15 protein-coding genes and 2 tRNA genes are annotated in these 19530 nt (G+C 72.4%); 5 read left to right on the top strand and 12 right to left on the bottom strand.

The window, feature by feature from the left end:
* Nucleotides 1-149 precede the first annotated feature (149 nt).
* The 4 genes from ACGFS9_RS08110 to ACGFS9_RS08095 all read right to left on the bottom strand — a co-directional run bounded on the left by ACGFS9_RS08110 (nt 150) and on the right by ACGFS9_RS08095 (nt 3643).
* Nucleotides 150-830: an ATP-dependent Clp protease proteolytic subunit gene (locus ACGFS9_RS08110; RefSeq protein ID WP_393251506.1), complete on the bottom strand. Its 681-nt coding sequence runs from the start codon at nt 828-830 to the stop codon at nt 150-152.
* Between the two features lie 117 nt (nt 831-947).
* Nucleotides 948-1553, bottom strand: coding sequence for an ATP-dependent Clp protease proteolytic subunit (locus tag ACGFS9_RS08105; protein ID WP_393251649.1), 606 nt, complete (start codon nt 1551-1553; stop codon nt 948-950).
* A gap of 427 nt (nt 1554-1980) precedes the next feature.
* A complete protein-coding gene (gene tig / locus ACGFS9_RS08100) occupies nt 1981-3366 on the bottom strand; it encodes a trigger factor (protein WP_393251505.1) in 1386 nt (461 codons plus the stop codon).
* Nucleotides 3367-3566: 200 nt separating this feature from the next.
* Nucleotides 3567-3643 (bottom strand) — tRNA-Pro (locus ACGFS9_RS08095).
* 161 nt (nt 3644-3804) lie between these two features.
* On the opposite strand from ACGFS9_RS08095, the gene ACGFS9_RS08090 reads away from it, so the two are divergent.
* A tRNA-Gly gene (locus tag ACGFS9_RS08090) sits at nt 3805-3878 on the top strand.
* A gap of 220 nt (nt 3879-4098) precedes the next feature.
* Here the strand turns inward: ACGFS9_RS08090 and ACGFS9_RS08085 are convergent.
* Together ACGFS9_RS08085 and ACGFS9_RS08080 are read right to left on the bottom strand one after the other, a co-directional pair.
* Complete coding sequence (locus ACGFS9_RS08085) at nt 4099-5172, bottom strand: zinc-binding dehydrogenase (RefSeq protein WP_393251504.1); 1074 nt, start codon at nt 5170-5172, stop codon at nt 4099-4101.
* Between the two features lie 61 nt (nt 5173-5233).
* Nucleotides 5234-5428, bottom strand: coding sequence for a hypothetical protein (locus ACGFS9_RS08080; RefSeq protein ID WP_393251503.1), 195 nt, complete (start codon nt 5426-5428; stop codon nt 5234-5236).
* Between the two features lie 644 nt (nt 5429-6072).
* On the opposite strand from ACGFS9_RS08080, the gene ACGFS9_RS08075 reads away from it, so the two are divergent.
* Nucleotides 6073-7260 (top strand): acyltransferase family protein, encoded by a 1188-nt coding sequence (locus tag ACGFS9_RS08075; protein WP_393251502.1) that lies wholly within the window; start codon nt 6073-6075, stop codon nt 7258-7260.
* Nucleotides 7261-7428: 168 nt separating this feature from the next.
* On the opposite strand, the gene ACGFS9_RS08070 is transcribed toward ACGFS9_RS08075, so the two are convergent.
* Entirely contained in the window at nt 7429-7884 is a 456-nt protein-coding gene (locus ACGFS9_RS08070; protein WP_393251501.1) for an HD domain-containing protein, read from the bottom strand.
* Nucleotides 7885-7976: 92 nt separating this feature from the next.
* Nucleotides 7977-9149: a PP2C family protein-serine/threonine phosphatase gene (locus ACGFS9_RS08065; protein ID WP_393251500.1), complete on the bottom strand. Its 1173-nt coding sequence runs from the start codon at nt 9147-9149 to the stop codon at nt 7977-7979.
* A 170-nt stretch (nt 9150-9319) separates the two neighbouring features.
* On the opposite strand from ACGFS9_RS08065, the gene ACGFS9_RS08060 reads away from it, so the two are divergent.
* Nucleotides 9320-10549 carry a GNAT family N-acetyltransferase gene (locus tag ACGFS9_RS08060; protein ID WP_393251499.1) on the top strand — a complete coding sequence of 410 codons (1230 nt, stop codon included), beginning with the start codon at nt 9320-9322 and terminating at the stop codon, nt 10547-10549.
* A gap of 223 nt (nt 10550-10772) precedes the next feature.
* Here ACGFS9_RS08060 and ACGFS9_RS08055 read toward each other — a convergent pair whose 3' ends face one another.
* Both ACGFS9_RS08055 and ACGFS9_RS08050 read right to left on the bottom strand, forming a co-directional pair.
* Nucleotides 10773-11582 (bottom strand): Fpg/Nei family DNA glycosylase, encoded by an 810-nt coding sequence (locus ACGFS9_RS08055; protein ID WP_393251498.1) that lies wholly within the window; start codon nt 11580-11582, stop codon nt 10773-10775.
* A gap of 64 nt (nt 11583-11646) precedes the next feature.
* Nucleotides 11647-12135, bottom strand: a complete 489-nt coding sequence (locus ACGFS9_RS08050) for a ribose-5-phosphate isomerase (RefSeq protein WP_393251497.1) — start codon at nt 12133-12135, stop codon at nt 11647-11649.
* 271 nt (nt 12136-12406) lie between these two features.
* Here ACGFS9_RS08050 and ACGFS9_RS08045 point away from each other — a divergent pair, with 271 nt between their 5' ends.
* The gene (locus ACGFS9_RS08045) at nt 12407-13891 is read left to right on the top strand and encodes an amino acid permease (RefSeq protein WP_393251496.1); all 1485 of its coding nucleotides are present in this window, start codon (nt 12407-12409) and stop codon (nt 13889-13891) included.
* Between the two features lie 202 nt (nt 13892-14093).
* On the opposite strand, the gene ACGFS9_RS08040 is transcribed toward ACGFS9_RS08045, so the two are convergent.
* A complete protein-coding gene (locus ACGFS9_RS08040; protein ID WP_393251495.1) occupies nt 14094-17444 on the bottom strand; it encodes a protein kinase in 3351 nt (1116 codons plus the stop codon).
* Between the two features lie 204 nt (nt 17445-17648).
* Between ACGFS9_RS08040 and ACGFS9_RS08035 the strand changes: the two genes are divergently transcribed.
* On the top strand, nt 17649-18368 hold the full coding sequence (locus tag ACGFS9_RS08035) for an LPXTG cell wall anchor domain-containing protein (RefSeq protein WP_393251494.1): 720 nt from the start codon (nt 17649-17651) through the stop codon (nt 18366-18368).
* A 130-nt stretch (nt 18369-18498) separates the two neighbouring features.
* Here the strand turns inward: ACGFS9_RS08035 and ACGFS9_RS08030 are convergent, their stop codons facing one another.
* Nucleotides 18499-19083, bottom strand: coding sequence for a biotin transporter BioY (locus tag ACGFS9_RS08030; RefSeq protein ID WP_393251493.1), 585 nt, complete (start codon nt 19081-19083; stop codon nt 18499-18501).
* Nucleotides 19084-19530 lie beyond the last annotated feature (447 nt).

Raw genomic sequence — 19530 nt, 5'->3', positions numbered from 1 at the left:
CCTTCGCCTGGGAGTCGCCTGGGTTCGGCGGCTCCTGGTGCTGCCTTATGTCCGACGGTACCTTGCCGAGCCCCTCGTTCGGGCCCCCCTTGGCGCGGTTCGCTTCGCAGCGAACCGCGCCGGGGAACGGCAGACGATACAGCGGTACGTCAGACAACCGCCGAGTTGTTCATCTTCCGGGTGGAGATGATCTGGTCGATCAGGCCGTACGACAGCGCGTCCTCAGCCGTGAGGATCTTGTCGCGCTCGATGTCCTCGCGGATCTTCTCGATCGGCGTGGTCGAGTGCTTGGCCAGCATGTCCTCCAGCTGCGAGCGCATCCGGAGGATCTCGTTGGCGGCGATCTCCAGGTCCGAGACCTGGCCGCGGCCGGTCTCGCTGTAGGGCTGGTGGATCAGCACGCGCGCGTTCGGCAGCGCCATGCGCTTGCCGGGGGTTCCGGCGGCGAGCAGGATCGCGGCGGCCGACGCGGCCTGGCCCATGCAGACCGTCTGGATGTCCGGCTTCACGAACTGCATCGTGTCGTAGATGGCCGTGAGGGCCGTGAACGAGCCGCCGGGGCTGTTGATGTAGACCGAGATGTCACGGTCGGGGTCCATCGACTCCAGGCACAGCAGCTGCGCCATGACGTCGTTGGCGGAGGCGTCGTCGATCTGCACGCCGAGGAAGATCACGCGCTCCTCGAACAGCTTCGCGTAGGGGTCGTACTCGCGCACGCCCTGCGAGGTGCGCTCGACGAAGCGCGGGATGACGTAGCGGGACTCCGCACGAGGACCGGTGTACTCGGCCTCCGTGCGGGCGTAGAGGCCGCTGCCGGGGAAGTCGTTCACTGTGTCTCCTGAAAAGCCTGAAAAGGGCTGAGCGGTCGGCTGCGGGCCGCGCCGGGCCCTGGGCCGCCGGGGAGCGGCGGAGGGGTCCTGCGCCGCCCACGGGGGCGCTGGAGGGGCTTACGCCGCCCCGGTGCCGCCGCCGCCCGGCATGCCGGCAGCGGTGGGCATGATGTCGTCGATGAGGCCGTACTCCTTGGCCTCGATCGGGTCGAACCAGCGGTCGCGGTCCGAGTCGCGCGTGATCTGCTCGACGGTCTGACCGGTGTGGAAGGCGGTGAGCTCCGCCATCCGCTTCTTCGTGTGCAGCAGGCGCTCGGCGTGGATCTTGATGTCCGAGGCGGAACCGGCGAGGCCGGCGGACGGCTGGTGGATCAGGATCTCGGCGTTCGGCAGCGCGAAGCGCTTGCCGGGCGTGCCCGCGCTGAGCAGGAACTGGCCCATCGAGGCCGCCATGCCCATCGCGATCGTCACCACGTCGTTCTTGATGTACTGCATGGTGTCGTAGATCGCCATGCCGGCCGTGATCGAGCCGCCGGGGCTGTTGATGTAGAGGTAGATGTCCTTGTCCGGGTCGGAGGCAAGGAGGAGCAGCTGCGCCGTGATCTTGTTGGCGATGTCGTCGTCGACCGCCTGGCCGAGGAAGATGATGCGCTCGCCGAGCAGTCGGTTGTAGACCTGGTCGCCGAGGCCACCACCGATGGGGTCGCCGGCAGCTGTGGGCATCAGATTCGTCACGTATCCACCTGCTCGTCTTACGACGGCGCCGGGCCGTCTCACGTCTTCTGCTGGGGGCGTGGGACCCCGGTGCTTCACACCGCCGCGGGCGGCTTCGGGGACTCCCCTGCCCTCGTATTCATGGACCCTAACGCGCGGGTCCCTCCGGGGAATCCCGCAGAGGGAACTGTTCGCTGTGAGCGCATGCGCGGCGCCGGTCCGACCAGGGAGTCGCCCTCGTCCCCCGAGGGGTCGCCAGGGCCCGCGGGGGGGGCGGGAGGCGGGCTCCGCCGGCGCGTCCGCGGCCGGGGTCCCGGCCAGGGGGCGCGACGGGGGCGTACCCGGGGCCTTTCCGCGCGCCCCGGATACGCCGATGGGCCCCGGAGACCGGGCGGTCTCCGGGGCCCATCGGCTACCGGCGTACAAGAAGAGGTGATCAGGCCTCGGGCTTGTCCTCGGCCTCGGCCTCGGTGGCGGCCTCGACGGTCTCGGCCGTCTCGTCCGTCTCGTCCTCGTCGTCGAGGTCGACGACCTCGCCGTTGGTGTCCTTGACCGTGGCGGCCTCGACGACGACCGCGAGGGCCTTGCCGCGGGCGACCTCGCCGACCAGCATCGGGACCTGGCCGCCTTCGACGACGGCCTGGGCGAACTGGTCCGGGGACATGCCGGAGGACTGCGCGCGCCGCATGAGGTGCTCGGTGAGCTCCTCCTGGTTGACGTTCAGCTTCTCCTTGTTGACGAGCTCGTCGAGCACGAACTGCGTCTTGATGCCCTTGACCGCGGCTTCCTTGGTCTCGGCGTCGAACTCCTCCTCGCTCTTGCCCTGGATCTCCAGGTACTTCGCGAGGTCGAGGCCCATCTGGCCGAGCTGGTGGTGCTCCAGGTTGTGCTTGCGGGTGTTGATCTCGTCCTCGAGCAGCTTCTCGGGGACGGGCACCTCGACGAGCTCCAGCAGCTTCTCCAGGACGCGCTCCTGGGCCTGCGTGGCCTGGTCGTACTGCTTCATGTTCTCCAGGCGCTTGCGGCTGTCGGCCGTCAGCTCCTCGAGGGTGTCGAACTCGGAGGCGAGCTGCGCGAACTCGTCGTCCAGCTCGGGCAGTTCACGGGCGGCGACCTGGGTGACCTTGACGGTGACCTCGGCCTCCTTGCCGGTGGCGGAGCCGCCCTTCAGCTCGGAGGTGAAGGTCGCCTCGCCGCCGGCCTCCAGGCCGGTCACGGCCTCGTCGATGCCGTCGAGCAGCTCGCCCGAGCCGATGGTGTAGGAGACACCGCTGGCGATGCCGTCCTCCAGCACCTCGCCGTCGACCTTGGCCTCCAGGTCGATGGTGACGACGTCGCCGTCCTGGGCGGCGCGCTCGACCGGGGAGGTCGAGGCGAAACGCTCACGCAGGTCGGACACGGCCTTCTCGACGTCCTCGTCGCTCACCTCGACGGCGTCGACCTCGACCTCGATGCCGGAGTAGTCCGGGATCTCGATGGCGGGACGGACGTCGACCTCGGCGGTGAAGTTCAGCGTCTCGCCGTCCTTCAGCTCGGTGATGTCGACCTCGGGCTGTCCGAGGACGTTCAGCTCAGCCTCGTTGACCGCTTCGGTGTAGAACTTCGGGAGCGCGTCGTTGACGGCCTCTTCGAGCACGGCGCCGCGACCGAACCGCTGGTCGATGACGCGCGCCGGGATCTTGCCCTTCCGGAACCCCTTCACCGTGACCTGCTGGTTGATCTTCTTGTACGCCGCGTCGAGGCTGTCCTTGAGCTCCTCGAAGGGCACCTCGACAGTGAGCCGAACCCGGGTCGGGTTCAGGGTCTCCACGGCGCTCTTCACGGTTCGGTCTCCTTGTGGCTGACTTCTTGGGGGTTCTGCTGCGTGCTTCTGCCGGTCGGGCAGAGCCTCGGGCAGGATGTGCGGCCCTTGAGAGACGTAACACTGCAGACATACGGGCACGCAGCTTGCATAGTAACCGCAGGCGGTACACGCCCCAAAAGGTGATCTTGCCGGGGCAGGACCCCGGCCGGTTCTGCCGGTGGTCGGGGTGGCGGGATTTGAACCCACGGCCTTCCGCTCCCAAAGCGGACGCGCTACCAAGCTGCGCCACACCCCGTCGGTGCGACACGTAGGGTACATGCCCGCATGCGGTACGGCCGCCGCATTCCGCCGGTCCGGCACGGCGGCGCGCAGGAGCCGGAACGGGGTGTGCGCCCACCGGCGCCGACCCGCTACGATGCATCCAGTGCCGCGGTCGCCGACCTGCGGTGCGCCTGTGCGGGCGTAGCTCAATGGTAGAGCCCTAGTCTTCCAAACTAGCTACGCGGGTTCGATTCCCGTCGCCCGCTCCACACGGCACAAGGCCAGGCCGGAGGACGATTCCTCCGCCTGGCCTTCGTCGTGTCCGGGGGCTCCGATCCGTCCCCCGCGCCCGCGGTGTGCCCGCCGGGCCCCGCGGACCCCCCCTGCCCCTCCCCGGGCCACCGGCGGCCCGGTCGGCGCGGGGGTCGGGCCGGGTGCCGTACGGCGGCACCGGGTGCGGCGGCCGAAGGGGCCTGGCGCGCGGCGGCGTCAGGACGCGGAGGCGCCCGCCTCGGAGACCTGGATGACGATCTTCCCGGCGTCGCGTGTGCTCGCGAAGGCCTGCTGGGCCTCGTGCAGCGCGGTGAGCGGGAAGCGGGCGGCGATCCGCGGGGCGAGGACCCCGGCGCGGGCGGCCTCGACCAGCGTCGCGAAGTGGGCGCGGGTGTGCATCGAGGACCCGATGAGGCTGATGTTGTGCAGGTACAGGCGCCGCAGGTCGAACCGGACGACCCGGCCGGCTACCGCCCCCGCGATGACCCAGCGCCCGTCGTCGCGCAGCAGCGGCATCAGGGCGTCGATCAGCGGGCCGCCGACGACGTCCGCGACCACGTCCAGCCCGTCCGGTGCGACCGCCGCCGCCTGCGCGGCCAACTCCTCGGCGTCCCGCAGGAGTACGTGGGCCGCACCGGCCCTGCGGACCTCCTCCTCGTTGGCCCGGCTCGTGACGGCCACGACCTCGGCACCGCGTGCGGCGCCGAGCTGGACGAGGGCCAGGCCGACTCCTCCGGAGGCGCCCGTGACGAGGACCCGCTCGCCGGAGCGGACCCCGGCGCGGTCCAGCATGCCGGTGGCCGTGCCGTAGGCGACGGGCAGGCAGGCGAGCTGGTCGTCGGTGAGCGGGCTGTCGGTCACGTCGTGCGCGTGGTCCGCGTCGACGACCACGTACTCGGCGAAACCGCCGTCGGCCTCGCTGCCCATGAACCCGGTGGGCGGCCTGTTGTCGCTCGCGTCCGGGTAGAGGCCGGGGTCCACCAGCACACGGCGCCCCAGCAGGGCCTGGGGGCTGCCCTCGCCGAGGGCGGTGACCACGCCCGCGACGTCACCGCCCTGGATGCGGGGGCACGCGATCGGGCCGAGCCATCCGGAGACGGCGTCGGGGTCGCCCGGACTGCCGTACGCGCCCTCGCGGGTCCAGATGTCGGTGTTGTTCACCGCCGCCGCCGTGACCCGGACGCGGACCTGTCCCGGCCCGGGCTCGGGCACCGGCCAGTCGCGGCGGACCTCCAGCATCTCGGGGCCGCCGTGCCCGGTCATCACGACCGCCGCCATCACATCGTCCATAGCGGGACACTCTACGCATACCGGCCGGTGAGCGGCCTGTGGGACCGGCGGCGGAGCGCGCTCAGAAGCTGATCGAGTTGATCGTCTCCGCTATCGAGTTGAGGAACCGCTGGATGGACGGGGCCATGCCGGTCGACGCCAGGAAGAAGCCGAAGAGCACCGCCACGATGGCGGGTCCGGCCTTGATCGATCCTCCTCGGATCAGCACCACGAGGACGATCGCCAACAGCAGCACCACTGACAGCGAAATGGCCACAACTGATCACACCCTACGGTCGGTCCGCTCTCCCGGCCCGGAGGTGCCGCCCCGCACACCCCCGCCAGAACCATCGTGCCACCAACCGGCCGCTCGTATGCGGCGGGTGACGCATCGTTGACCGAGGGCGGATCCGGCAGGCGGCCGGGGAGTCGCCGGCCGCCGGGACCGAGCACGCGCGCGGGGCCGCGCGCCGGGAGCCGACCCCGCGCGGCCGTACGGCAATTGAACGGCTCGCGCGCGGAAATCCAATAGGGGTCATTGCCATGTCCACACACCCTGTTCGCAGGTAATTCGAATTGTTGCCACGGGCACACCTCGACCGGCAACGACGGGTAAGTAAAAACCAATCAACCGGACATATCACCAGAGTCGCCCGCGGGCGTTATGCACCCTTTAGTTGGCATGAAGGCGGACAGAACGCCCGTACGCGTCAGGGGAATCGACATACGCGATCTTGCGCGAAACCGCAGGCACACATCGTCAAATCGGGGGTAGACGCAGGCGATAAGCAGGAATGAGATCGATGGTTTTACGAGAACGACAGAGAACGCTAGGGTGCCTCAGATGTCCCACGACGCCACGTCTCCCGTACGCGCAGCGAGGCTCAGGACCGCCCCCGGACGATCGTGGCGGGAGGGCCTGTGACCGACACACTCCGACCCCGGGGCCGCACCGGGTCGCCCCTCCCTCCGGCGGTCCGGCCGCAGGACGGGGCCGACGGCGGGCACTCCTCCCCGGCTCCCGCCGCGACCGCCCCGGCGGCCGACGCCCCTGAGCAGGGCGCCAAGCCCGCCAAGGGCCGCGACGCCTTCTTCGACAACGCCAAGTACCTGGCGATCGTGCTCGTGGCCATGGGGCACACCTGGGAGCCGATGAAGGGGCAGAGCCGCACCGTCGACGCCCTGTACGTGATCGTCTACGGCTTCCACATGCCGGCCTTCATCATCATCTCCGGCTACTTCTCGCGGAACTTCGACATGCGCCCCGACCGCCTGAAGCGGCTCGTCACCGGCGTCGTCGTCCCGTACATCCTCTTCGAGACCGCTTATTCCCTGTACGACCGCTATGTCGGGGGAAACAGCGACCAGACGATCAGCCTGCTCGATCCCTGGTACCTCACCTGGTTCCTGGTCGCGCTGTTCATCTGGCGTCTGACGGCTCCGCTGTGGCGGCTGGTCCGCTGGCCCGTTCCGCTGGCGCTCGGCCTCGCCGCCCTCGCCTGCGTCTCGCCGGAGATCGGCAACGACCTCGATCTCCAACGGGTGCTGCAGTTCCTGCCGTTCTTCGTGCTCGGCCTGGTCATGAAGCCGGAGCACTTCCAGATGGTGCGCCGCCGCTCGGTGCGCGTGCTGTCGGTGCCGGTGGTCGCCGCCGCGCTGGTCGTGGGCTACTGGGCGGCCCCCCGGATGAACGACTCCTGGTTCTACCACCGCGACGCCGCGCAGGAGTTGGGCGCTCCGTGGTGGGCGGGTGTCGTCATGACGCTGGCGCTGTTCGGCTGCTCGCTGCTGCTCACCGCGTCCTTCTTCGCCTGGGTGCCGGGCCGGCACCACTGGTTCACCGCGCTCGGCGCGGGCACGCTGTACGGCTACCTGCTGCACGGCTTCGTGATCCGGGCCTCCCGTCAGTGGAACTGGCTGGACCACGGCTGGGTGCAGTCCCCCGCCGGCGAGGTCTTCGTGACCGTCCTCGCCGCGGCCCTGATCACCGTGCTGTGCACCAAGCCCGTCCAGCGGATGTTCCGTTTCGCCATGGAGCCGAAGATGGAGTGGGCCTTCAAGCAGGACGCGGCCGAACGGGCCCGGGAACGGGCCAAGGCCGGCGCGTAGGGGGACGGCGCGGGCCGGACCGGCCCGGCGTACGGCCGGCGGTCGCGTCGAGGAGCAGGGTGAGGGCGGGCCCGGGGTGATCCCGGGCCCGCCCTCACGCATGGGGCGCGGAGGGAGCCGTCCCCGGAGCCGGGGCGCCGCGGGCGGGCCGGGACGGCGCAAGGCCGTTCAGCCGGGCGGGAGTCCGAGCAGGGAGCGCATCAGCGCGTACTTCTTCGTCAGCCGGGCCCGGGTGTGCTCGTCGAGGACCGCGAGGCGGACCGGGTCGGCGTTGTGCGCCAGGTCGGACGCCTTGACGAGCAGGGCGCCCCGGGTGGAGCGGATGCGGCCCGCGTAGGACTCCGGGGACTCGCCGTCCTGCTTGGTGAGCGCCCGCACGATGTCCTTGGTCCGGGCGCTCAGCGCCGCCTCGGCCAGCCACTCCTGCGACAGGGCGTCGTCCTCGACCGCGTCGTGCAGCCAGGCCGCCGCGATCTGGTCGTCGTTCCCGCCGCGTTCGCGGACACCGTCCGCCACCGCCTGGAGGTGTTCGGCGTAGGGACGGCCGGCCTTGTCGGTCTGGGCCGCGTGCGCCGAGCGGGCGATCGCCTCGACTTCGGCGAGGGTCAGGAGAGGTTGCGTCACCCGCCCAGTGTCACCCCGGGTCCTCCCGTTGCCGCCCCCTCGCGGAAAACCGTGATGTCCGGGAGACGTGCCGCCCGGGCCGGCAAGGAGGGTCAGCGGCTCCCGGCGAGACCCTCGCGGCAGATCAGCAGCAGCGCCCGGTCGTCGTTGACGTCCTTGGCGACGGCTTCGATGAGGTGCCAGGCGGCGCCGTGGAACCCTCCGGCGACGTAGCGGTCCGCCTCGCCGGTGAGCCGGTCGATGCCTTCGACGATGTCCCGGTCGGCGGTCTCGACCAGACCGTCGGTGAACAGCATCAGCACGTCCCCGGCCCGCAGGGAGCCTTTCACCGGGTCGAACTGCGCGCCGTCGTACACGCCGAGGAGCGGGCCCTCGGCCACCTTCTCCTCCCAGCGCCCGCTGCCCGCGCTGAGCTGGAGGCCCGGCGGGTGCCCGGCGGAGAAGAGCTCGTAGTCCCCGGAGTCGAGGTCGAGCACCAGGTGGATCGAGGTGGCGAAGCCCTCGTCCCAGTCCTGGCGCAGCAGGTAGCCGTTGGCCGCGGGCAGGAAGGCGTGCGGCGGGAGCGAGCCGAGCAGGCCGCCGAAGGCGCCGGACAGCAGCAGGGCGCGGGAGCCGGCGTCCATCCCCTTGCCGGAGACGTCGGTCAGGACGACTTCGAGGGTCCGGCCGCCGTTCGTGCGGGCGGCCACGACGAAGTCGCCGGAGAACGACTGGCCGCCCGCGGGGCGCAGAGCCATCTCGCGGTGCCAGCCCACCGGGAGTTGCGGCAGCTTGCTCTGGACCCGGATGCGTTCGCGCAGGTCGAAGAGCATGGTGCCGCCGCGCCGCCACGGCACGCCGACCCGGCTGCGGAACTGCGCGATCAGCAGGCCGAAGAAGCCGCAGGCCGCCACGACCAGGACGACGCCGGGGGTGACCCGGGAGGGGCCCTCGGTGTACGGGCCGAGTTTCACGGACTCGACGATCAGCGCGGTGGCGGCGGCCGCGTAGAGGCCGAGCAGGCTCGCGGGGCGCAGCAGCAGTCCGCCGGCGACGATCGGCAGGACGAGGACGGCGGGGGTGCACCACACCGAGTTGACCAGGGTGGTCGCGGTGATCACGGGGATCGTGACGAGCAGGCCGGCGAGCGCGATCCAGTCGGAGCCGTCGCCGCGGAAGTAGTCCACGGCGGATCGGCGCAGCGCTGTGCGGGCCCGGTGCCACAGCTTCCTCACCCGGGCCGCGAACGTATCGGCTTCCGAGCGCCGCTCTCGTCCTGCTGCCATTAGTCCGGGACCCTATCCATCGGACCAGGTGCTTGGCACGGGAGGTCCCACTTGTCCCCCGTCCGAGCGCTCAACTTCACAGCGAACTTCACCGACTCGTTCCGCTCGGGGGGCTCGGCACCGGGCGAAATTCCCTCGCTCGTACCGCATTGCCCTGGTAGGCATGGGCTATGACGACTGACGTCCGGGTGCTCCGGCAGGCCGACTGGGACAAGTGGTACGAGAACCTGATCCGCGCGTTCGGGGGTGTGGCGGAGTCGTCCGAGGAGCGCGAACTGTGGAACGCGCTCACAGAGTACGACCGTTCGCTCGGCGTGTGGGACGGCGCGGAGTGCGTGGGTACGGCGGGCGCCTTCTCCTTTCACGTCACCGTCCCCGGAGGCGCCGGCGTTCCGGCGGCCGGGGTGACGATGGTGAGTGTGGCGGCGACGCACCGGCGGCGCGGGGTGCTGACCGCGATGATGCGCCGGCAGCTGGACGACGTGCGGGCGGCGGGGGAGCCGCTCGCCGTGCTGACCGCGTCGGAACCGGCGATCTACGGCCGGTTCGGTTACGGCATCGGCACCCTCCAGATCAACGCGGAGATCGACACCGGCCGGGTGCGGCTGTCCGTACCGCCCGGGACGGACGACGTACGGCTGCGGTACGCCGCTCCGGGCGACGCCCTCGGCGCGTGCGAGGAGGTGTACGCGCGGATCGTGCCGGAGCGTCCGGGGATGCTGGCCCGGCAGCCCGGCTGGGAGCGGGTCCAGGTGCTGGACCCGGAGGGCGAGCGCGACGGGGCGTCTCCGCTGCAGTGCGTGGTCGCCGAGCGCGACGGCTCCGCCACGGGGTACGCGCGCTTCCGGGTCAAGCCGGGCTGGAGTCCGGCGGGGCACGACGGCGTGGTGCGGCTGGAGGATCTGGAGGGGGTCGATCCGGCCACGCGGGCCGCGCTGTGGCGGTTCCTGTTCGACATCGACCTGACGACGTCGCTGCGCACCCGGGGCCGTCCGGTGGACGAGGACTGGCAGCATCTGGTCTCCGACATCCGGCGGTGCCGGGTGCGGATGAAGGACGGGCTGCACGTGCGGCTCGTCTCGGTGGGGGCCGCGCTGGAGGCCCGGACCTACCAGACGCCGGTGGACGTGGTGCTGGAGGTCGAGGACGCCTTCTGCCCCTGGAACGCGGGGCGTTGGCGGCTCACCGGGAACGGCAAGGGCGCGTCCTGCGTGCGGACCGAGGACGGGCCCGATCTCGCCCTGTCGGCAAGGGAGTTGGGCGCGGCCTATCTGGGCGGGGTGTCGCTCGTCTCGCTGGCCGCGGCCGGCCGGGTGCGGGAGGTGCGCCAAGGGGCGCTGGCGGAGGCGTCGACGGCGTTCGCGTCGCCACGGGCCCCGTGGCTGCCGCACGGGTTCTGACGGACGGCAGCGGGTCGCGGCAGGCCGGCGGGCCTCAGGGCGCGGCTCCCCGGAGGCGGCCCGGGCCGGCCGGTCCCGACCCCGGCGACCGGCCGGCCCGGCTCACCGGCGGGGCGGCGGGCCGGCGGGTGCGGGGCGGCAGACCGGCGGGGCAGGACGGCTGGGCGGCGGGTGCGGGGCGGGGTGCGGGGCACGCTCCGCGGCCGATCCGCTCGCCCGGCGATCAGGTCCGCTGGCAGTCCGGGCACCAGAACAGGTTGCGGGCGGCGAGGCCGGCGGTGCGGATCTCGCCGCCGCAGAGATGACAGGGCAGCCCGGCCCTGCGGTACACGTAGACCTCGCCCCCGTGGTCGTCCACGCGCGGCGGACGGCCCATGGCCTCGGGCGTGTGCTCCGGGCGCACCGTGTCGATGCGGTTGGTGCGGACTCCCTCGCGCATGAGGTCCACCAGGTCGGACCAGAGCGCGTCCCACTCCGCCGGCCGGAGGTCCTTCCCGGCGCGGTACGGGTCGATGCCGTGCCGGAAGAGGATCTCGGCGCGGTAGACGTTGCCGACGCCCGCGATGACCTTCTGGTCCATCAGCAGCGCGGCGATCGTCGTGCGGCTGCGGGAGATCCGGCGGTAGGCGGACGCGGGGTCGGCGTCGGGGCGCAGCGGGTCGGGACCGAGCCGGGCGTGTATCGCGTCCTTCTCGTCGCCGGTGATCAGGGCGCAGGTGGTGGGGCCGCGCAGATCGACGTGCGCGGTGTCGTTCACCAGGCGCAGCCGGACGGTGCCGGTGGGCGGCGGGGCGGGCGTGGCGCCGAAGCCGACCTTGCCGAAGAGGCCGAGGTGGATGTGCACCCAGTCCGCGTCGCGGAAGCCGAGGAAGAGGTGCTTGCCGTGGGCTTCCGCGGTGGTCAGGGCCGCGCCGTCGAGGAGGGCCGCGGCGTCGCCGAACGTGCCCTGGGGGCTGCTGACGCGGGCGGCCCCGCCCCCGAACGCCCCGAGGTAGTCCGCGGCGAGCCGGTGAATGGTGTGCCCCTCGGGCACGGGTCCTCCTGCGGGTTCTGCGTTTCGGGGCCCGGCGTGCCGGGCCCCGGACGGCGCTGCGGTCCTACGGCTGCTGCGGGTGGTGCGCCGGGATCGGAGGCAGTTCCCGGGTGGTCTCGTACTCCGCGAGCATCTTGATGCGGCGGACGTGGCGCTCGTCCCCGGAGAACGGGGTGTTGATGAACGTCTCGACGAACTTCGTCGCCTCGTCCTCGGTGTGCATGCGGGCGCCGACGGCGACCACGTTGGCGTCGTTGTGCTGCCGGCCGAGGGAGGCGGTCTCCTCGCTCCAGGCGAGGGCGGCTCGCACGCCGGCGACCTTGTTCGCGGCGATCTGCTCGCCGTTGCCGGAGCCGCCGATGACGATGCCGAGGGAGCCCGGGTCCGCCACGGTGCGCTCGGCGGCGCGGAGGCAGAACGGCGGGTAGTCGTCCTGGGCGTCGTAGATGTGGGGGCCGCAGTCGACGGGCTCGTGCCCGGCGGCCTTGAGCCACTCGACGAGGTGGTTCTTCAGTTCGAGACCGGCATGATCGGAGCCGAGGTACACGCGCATGGACCGAGTGTGACACGCCCCGCCCGCCCCGGCGCCGCCGGGGCCGAGGACCGCACGGTGACCGAAAAACGTGTCCCAGACTACAGAACCTCAAGGAAACCTCAAGTAACGATCTGGATTCAAAGGTTCACGAATTCCTTTGCCTCCGTTTCACTGGACCAACTCGTACGCCGGTCCACACGATGGAGCGACGCGTTCCCCGTACACCGCTCGTACGGAGTGGACGTCGGGTACGGGAATCTGCTCATCCGGCGCAAAGGAATTCCCCCTCATGACCTCGCAGCCGACCCCCACGAAGGCCGCACCGGCCTCCGGAGGCCCCGGAGAACCCGGCGGCGGCCTCCAGGCCGGGCTCAAGAACCGTCATCTGTCGATGATCGCCATCGGCGGCGTCATCGGAGCCGGCCTCTTCGTCGGGTCCAGCACCGGCATCGCCACCACCGGCCCCGGCATCCTTCTCTCCTACGCGCTCGTCGGCACGCTCGTGGTGCTGGTGATGCGGATGCTGGGCGAGATGTCGGCCGCCAACCCGACCTCGGGCTCGTTCTCCGCGCACGCCGACCGGGCGCTGGGCCGCTGGGCCGGCTTCTCCATCGGCTGGCTGTACTGGTTCTTCTGGGTGGTGGTGCTGGCCGTCGAGGCGACCGCCGGCGCCACGATCCTCGAAGGATGGGTCCCGGCCGTGCCGCAGTGGGGCTGGGCGCTCATCGTGATGATCGTGCTCACCGCGACCAACCTGGTCTCGGTCGGCTCCTACGGCGAGTTCGAGTTCTGGTTCGCCGGGATCAAGGTCGTGGCGATCGGCGCGTTCATCGTGGTCGGCGCCCTGGCGATCTTCGGTGTGCTGCCCGGCGTCCACACGGACAAGGCGGGGCTCGGCAACCTGACGGAGCACGGCGGGTTCCTGCCGCACGGTCCCGGCGCGATCCTCACCGGCGTGCTGCTGGTCGTCTTCTCCTTCATGGGCAGTGAGATCGCGACCCTCGCGGCCGGCGAGTCCACCGATCCGCAGCGCGCGGTGACCAAGTCCACGAACAGCATCATCTGGCGTATCGCCGTCTTCTACCTGGGTTCGATCTTCGTCGTCATCACCCTGGTGCCGTGGAGCGACCCGTCGATCAAGGACAAGGGCTCCTACGTCGCCGCGCTGGACTCGCTCGGCATCGCCCACGCCGGTCAGATCATGAACGTCATCGTGCTGACCTCGGTGCTGTCCTGCCTCAACTCCGGTCTCTACACGGCCTCCCGGATGGCCTTCTCGCTCGGTCAGCGCGGTGACGCGCCGCGGGCGTTCGCCCGCACCACGCGGCGCGGTGTGCCGATGGCGGCCATCGTCGTCTCGGTGGTCTTCGGCTTCGTGGCCGTCTTCTTCAACTACAAGTTCCCGGACTCGGTCTTCCTGTTCCTGGTCAACTCCTCCGGTGCGGTGGCCCTGTTCGTGTGGCTCGTCATCTGCTTCTCGCAGCTGCGCATGCGGAAGATCATCCAGCGCGAGGCGCCGGAGAAGCTCGTCGTGAAGATGTGGCTCTACCCCTACCTGACGTGGGCGACCGCCGCTCTGATCGTGTTCGTCCTCGGCTACATGCTGACGGACACCGAGCACGACGGGCGGACGACCGTGCTGCTGTCCCTGCTCGTCGCGGCGGTCGTGCTGGTCATCGCCGTCGTCCGGCAGAAGCTCGGTGCGGGAACCTCCCCGTCGGCCCCGCTCCCGGGCGCGGCCCGCGACGAGGAGCAGGCCGAGGTCGGCGCCTGACCCGCCCTCCCGGCCTGACGGGGGAGGGGCTCGCGGCACTCCGCGGGCCCCTCCCCCGTCTCTCTCGTCTTTCCCGCGCCTCCCGCCTCTCCGTCAGGACTCGTCTGCGCGGGTCCTCGCCCGGCCACCGCGGCGCCGCCCACGTTCCCCGCCTCCGGTGACGGTCCCGACCGGCCCGCGCCGATGCGGACCGGGTCCGGGCTCAGAGCACGGTGAAGCTCTTCTTCACCGTGTCGTAGACCTCGACGGCGGCCGCCTCGCGGTCCTGGTGGTACCAGGTGTTGATCTGGTACGACGTGCCCTCGGCGTCGAAGCCGAGCAGCCGCGCGTGCCAGCTCACGCCCTTGAGCGTGAAGGTGTACTCCCAGGCGACCGCGGGCCGCCCGCGGAACGTCGTCTCCTCCAGCCGGATCTTGCGGTAGTCGCGGCCCTGCCGCGCGTTCTGCTCCGAGGTCCGCCAGGAGTCCATCAGATCCCCTTTGGCCAGGGACGATTTGGCCACGAGTTCCTGGGTGGCGTCCGGCGAGGTGTAGTGCACCTCCGCGCCCGTCTGCAGATCGCGCCGCCACCCCTCGGGCGGGACCCAGGCGTACCCGCCTGCCTCCCGGCGGGCGCCGGGCGGCAGGCTCGGCGGGCGCGAGGTGCCCTCGACGGTGGGCCGGGCGGACCCGGAACTGCCGCCCGCCGACGTGGCGGTGGCCGCCCCGCCGGTCGAGATCGCGCTCCCGGCGTCGGGGGCATCGCCGCCCGACAGGGCGACGGCGCCGGCGGCGACCGCCCCCGCGACGAGCACGCAGACCACGGCCAGGGCGACCCGGCGCCGGCGGCCCCGGCCCTCCGGGGGAGCGCCGCCCGGCTCGCCAACCGCCTCCGCCCCGCCGCCTCCCCGGCGCCGGGCACGGGACGGGGTCCCGGACCGGACCGCCGCGGGTGCGCCGCCCTCCCGCGGCACGGACACCGGTGCGGTGGGCGGCGGGGAGGCGATCTCCGAACGGGGCTCTCCGTGCGGGGCGGAGGGGGCCTCGGTGGACGCGTTGGCCGTGAAGGGCGGCCCGGGCTCCCGGACCGGGTGCCGGGTGTCCAGCAGGGCGCGCGTGGGCGTTTCGGCGGGGGCGGGCTCCGGCCCCTCTCCCGGTACCGGCGGCCCGCCGGGCTCGGCGGCCCTGCGGTCGGGTGCGCCCTCCGACGCCGGTGCGACGGCGGCTTCCGGCGCGGACGCGGACGGCGCGGGGCCGGACGGGACGGAGTCCTCGGGGGCGGGCGTGGGGCCGGGAGCCGAGGGCGGCCCGGTCGGGCGCGGCGGGTCGGGGCGCCGAACCGGCGGGTGCCGGTCCGGTGCGGGGGTCCGGGGCTGCTCGCGTGCGACGGCCGGGAGAGGGGGCGCCGCTTCGGGAGCGTCCTCGGGCTCCGGAACGGCGTCGGCCCGCGCCCCCTCCGGCCCGGGTCCCTGCCCGGGGTCGTTCGGCGCGTCCGCCACGGAGGGTCCCGGCACGACGGAAGCGACCGGGAGACCGAGCGGCGCGAGACCGCCGGAGGACGGCGGGTCGCAGGGATCAGGCCGCCCGTCCACGGGAGTTGGGGCAGCGGAGGAGGCCGAATCACCGCGGGGAGCAGGTCCGTCGAAGCGGGCCGGGCCTCCGGACAGGGCCGGAGCGCCGGAGTCCGCCTGACCGCCATGCGCCGGCGGACCCCCGGAAGACACCGAACCGCCGGAAGAAGCCGGAACGCCGGAGAGCCCCGACCCATCGGAGACGGCCGGACCGTCGGAGGCACCCGGAACTCCGGCAGCAGGCGGGCCGTCGGAGCGGGCCGGGCTCTCGGGCGGTGTCCCCAACGGCGCCGACGGCAGGGGTGGTCGGCGCGGGACGGGCTCCCGCACCGACCCGCTCCCGGTGCCGGGGGCGGGGTCGAGGTCGGGGTCGGGCGGAGGAGTCGACGCGGGGGTCCGCCCGGCGGAGCGGGGGTCGCTCGCGGGCGCCGGTCCGGGCGCCGGAACGCCCAGAGGTACGGGCCCGGGAGCCGAGCCGTCGTCCATCGCCGGCACCCCGGACCGATGACCGCCGGGCCGGCGCGCCGGGGACGGAGCCGCGCCCGACCGGTGCTCGCCCGAGCGGCTCTCCCCGGACAGGGGTTCGCCGGGCAGGGGTTCGCCGGGCAGGGACTCGCCGGGCAGGAACTCGCCGGACGGGGAGTCGCCGGACGGGGAGTCGCCGGACGGGGAGTCGCCGGACGGGCACTCCCCGAGCCGTGACGTGCCGGGCAGGCCCTCCCCCGACAAGGACTGACCCGGCTGGGATTCGCCGGGCAGTCCCTCCCTCGACGAGGACTCACCGAGCCGGGAACCAGCGGGCAGGGACTCCTCCGGCAGAGACTCCCCGAGCCGGGTATCGCCGGGCTCGGTCGCCGGGTGGGGGGCGCCCGGGCGGGGGGCGGACGCTCGTGCGGGGTCGGGAGGGCGGGTGGCGGCGGCCTCCGTGTCCGAAGGGCCGGTCGGGCCGGTGCCCTCCCCGCCGGAGCCACCCGCCCGGCCGGTCCGCTCCCGGCCGGGGTCCGCCTCCTGCGGCGGGGCGCCCGCGGGGGTGCCGACGGCCGGCGGAGCGGGCTGGGCGGTGGCGTCCCGGGTCGGGGCGGACGCGTCCACCGGGCGCGGTGCCGGGGACACCGGGAGCGAGGTGACCGTGGGCTCGTACGCGGGCGCCGGACGGGCCGGCGACGCCGGTGTCCCCGCGGGGTCCGGTGACGGCGCCCGCCCGCCGGGCGCCTCCCCGCCGGGCGGGCGGGCGATCCCGGCGAGGGCCGACTCCAGTTCCCCGAGGCCGGGCCGGGCGTCCGGCTCCTTCTCCAGCAGGGCGGCCAGGACGCCCCGCAACGTGCCTGCCATCGGCGGGAGTTCGGGTTCCTCGTAGAGGACCGCGTGCAGCGTGGCGTACGTCGTGGCGCGGGAGAACGGGGAGCGTCCGCCGAGCGCCGCGCACAGGGTCGCGCCGAGCGACCAGAGGTCGGACGGCGGGCCCTGCGGACGACCGGAGATCCGCTCGGGGGCCATGTAGTCGGGCGAGCCGACGAGCATGCCCGCCATCGTGAGCGCCTCGGCGTCCTGGAGCGCGGCGATGCCGAAGTCGGTGAGGACCACCCGGCGCCGTCCGGATCGTTCGACCAGGACGTTGCCCGGCTTGATGTCCCGGTGCAGCACTCCCCCGGCGTGCACCTCCCGCAGGGCGCCGACCAGTTCGAGACCGACCCGGGCCGCCTCCCGCGCGTCCAGCGGGCCGTCCTCCGCGACGATCCGTTCGAGCGAACGGCCGGCGACGAGTTCCATCACGATCCACAGGCGCTCCCCGGCGTCCACGACGTCGTAGATGCGGACCACTCCGGGATGGTCGATCCGGGCCGTGGCCCGCGCCTCGCGCAGGGTGCGCTCCCGGCGCGTGCGGGTGTCCTCGGGATCGAGTCCGTCGATCCGCATCTCCTTCACGGCGACCTTCCGGCCGAGCATGTCGTCGGCGGCTCGCCACACCCGCCCCATTCCCCCCTGCCCGATACTCTCGGCCAATCGATAACGTCCCGACACCAGTAATCCCGGAACGCCACCCTGTGCGTTCGCCGACAATCCCCCCACCCCCTCGACATCAGCACCATTCGCTCGTCACGGCGGAAACACAACGGTCACACTTCAGTCCGTATCAGCATAGTGCGGAGAAATCTTGTGGTACCTCTTCAAGTACTGCGAATTCAGGCGCAGCCAAGGGGGGCGAACATGCGTTCTCGCTATCGGACGACCATGACCGGATCACTGCTCACGGCCTGTTTCTCCGCCGTGGTGATCCTTTCCCACACCGCCGTCGCGGACGACCAGGGGCCGGCCAGCGGCAGGGGCGGCAAGGCGATGGACAAGGCACCGGCGGGTGTTCGGGTGACCACGCTGCTGCCGTCGAAAATCTCGGTCGACAACAGTACGCGCAAGACGGCGCTGACCGCCACGGTGAAGAACGAGGGAACAAAGGAAAGCGGCGACATCAGGCTTTTGGTGGTCGGTTTCGACGGACTGACGGTCAAAAGCGTGAAGGGCTGCACGAAGATGGGGGAAAAGGATCTCCCGAAGGGTTCGAACAGCGGTTTCGTCTGCTCCGTGGGAAATCTGACCGCGGGCGGCTCGAAATCGTACGCCGTCGACGCCACGTTCGATCTCGGAAAGGAAGGAAAGATCTGCCTTCCGGTGCAGACCGGCGACGGCCGCACGACGTACTGGCAGCAGGGCCCCGTCCCCTTCGGCACCACGAACCCCTCGCCGAACGCGCCGGCCACCCCTCTGCTCCTCGGCACCGACAACAAGCCGGTGGCACCGGGCGGGGACGCGCTGCCGAAGACCGGCCCGAGCGGTTCGGTGCTGCCGTTCGGGGCCGCCGGCGCGGCCCTGGTCTCGGCCGGGGCGGCCGGTCTGTGGTGGGTCCGCCGCAGGCCGCGCGCGCAGGCGTGAACGCCGGACGCGGCATCGGGTGAGACACGCGAAGAGGCTCGCCGGGCGGGGTGTCCCCCGCCCGGCGAGCCTCTTCACCGGATGTCACATCCGCTCGGCACAAGGTCCGTTCGATGTCACGGACCGCAGGTCACTTCTTGTCGGCGAGCTTCCACGCCGTGGGCAGAACGCCCATGGCCAGGGCGGCCTTGAGGGCGTCGCCGATCAGGAACGGCGTGAGGCCCGCGGCGATCGCCGCGCTCGCCGACATGCCGGTGGCCAGAGCCAGGTAGGGGACACCCACCGCGTAGATGATCGCCTCGCCGACCAGCATCGTGCCCGCCGTCCGGAGCACGGAGCGGTCGGCGCCGCGACGGGCGAGGGCCCCGACGACGGTCGACGCGAGCAGCATGCCGAGGACGTAGCCGAAGGAGGGCGCGGCGGCACCCGAGCCGCCGCCCGCGAACCACGGGACGCCGGCCATGCCCACCAGCGCGTACACGGCGAGGGAGAGGAAGCCGCGGCGCGCGCCGAGCGCCGTGCCGACGAGCAGCGCCGCGAAGGTCTGGCCGGTCACCGGCACCGGGGACCCGGGGACGGGCAGGGAGATCTGGGCGGCGAGGCCGGTGAGGGCGGCGCCGCCGATCACGAGGGCGACGTCGCGGACCCGGGAGGCGGGGAGGAGGTCGGCGAGGACTTCGCCGGGTCGGGAGGACGTGGCGGCAGCGGTGCTCATGGGGACTCCGGCGAAGGGGATGCCCCCGTACTCCTGCGGAGTTACGGGGGGACAGGTCGGGACACGGCGACGCTATCCCAGCGGCCGGGAAGTGATCACCGTCAGCGCTCGACAAAGGGCGGTTCGGCCGTTTGGTGGGCTCTCCACAAAGACGGCCGGGGACACCCGCACGAAGGTGACGCTGGTCACTGCGAGGACGTGGTGTGCGCCGCCCTCGGGCGCGGCGGGCGACTGTCGGGAGTCGCCAAACCCGGCGCTCGCAGCATGCAGGTGCCCGCAGAGCCCGGCGACGAGGTGGCACCCGCCCCGGCGCCGCCGCCCCGGCGAGCCGGTAGCCCCTGCCCGCGCGCAGCACGACGGACACCTCGCCGCGCGGAGCACGACGGGAACCTGGCCGCGCGGAGCACGACGGGGGCCTCGCCGCGCGGGGCACGACGGGCACCTGGC

This window comes from Streptomyces sp. NPDC048566 (genome assembly GCF_043199735.1).
GTDB lineage: Bacteria > Actinomycetota > Actinomycetes > Streptomycetales > Streptomycetaceae > Streptomyces.
The sequence above is the reverse complement of the archived record's forward strand: the minus strand, read 5'-3'. Positions and strand labels throughout refer to the sequence as shown.

What these genes read in the sequence shown, in the direction of transcription:
- ACGFS9_RS08105 (WP_393251649.1), bottom strand. Translation starts at nt 1,553, where the DNA reads ATGCCCACAGCTGCCGGCGACCCCATCGGTGGTGGCCTCGGCGACCAG.
- ACGFS9_RS08085 (WP_393251504.1), bottom strand. Translation starts at nt 5,172, where the DNA reads ATGGACGATGTGATGGCGGCGGTCGTGATGACCGGGCACGGCGGCCCC.
- ACGFS9_RS08065 (WP_393251500.1), bottom strand. Translation starts at nt 9,149, where the DNA reads ATGGCAGCAGGACGAGAGCGGCGCTCGGAAGCCGATACGTTCGCGGCC.
- ACGFS9_RS08060 (WP_393251499.1), top strand. Translation starts at nt 9,320, where the DNA reads ATGACGACTGACGTCCGGGTGCTCCGGCAGGCCGACTGGGACAAGTGG.
- ACGFS9_RS08050 (WP_393251497.1), bottom strand. Translation starts at nt 12,135, where the DNA reads ATGCGCGTGTACCTCGGCTCCGATCATGCCGGTCTCGAACTGAAGAAC.
- ACGFS9_RS08045 (WP_393251496.1), top strand. Translation starts at nt 12,407, where the DNA reads ATGACCTCGCAGCCGACCCCCACGAAGGCCGCACCGGCCTCCGGAGGC.
- ACGFS9_RS08035 (WP_393251494.1), top strand. Translation starts at nt 17,649, where the DNA reads ATGCGTTCTCGCTATCGGACGACCATGACCGGATCACTGCTCACGGCC.
- ACGFS9_RS08030 (WP_393251493.1), bottom strand. Translation starts at nt 19,083, where the DNA reads ATGAGCACCGCTGCCGCCACGTCCTCCCGACCCGGCGAAGTCCTCGCC.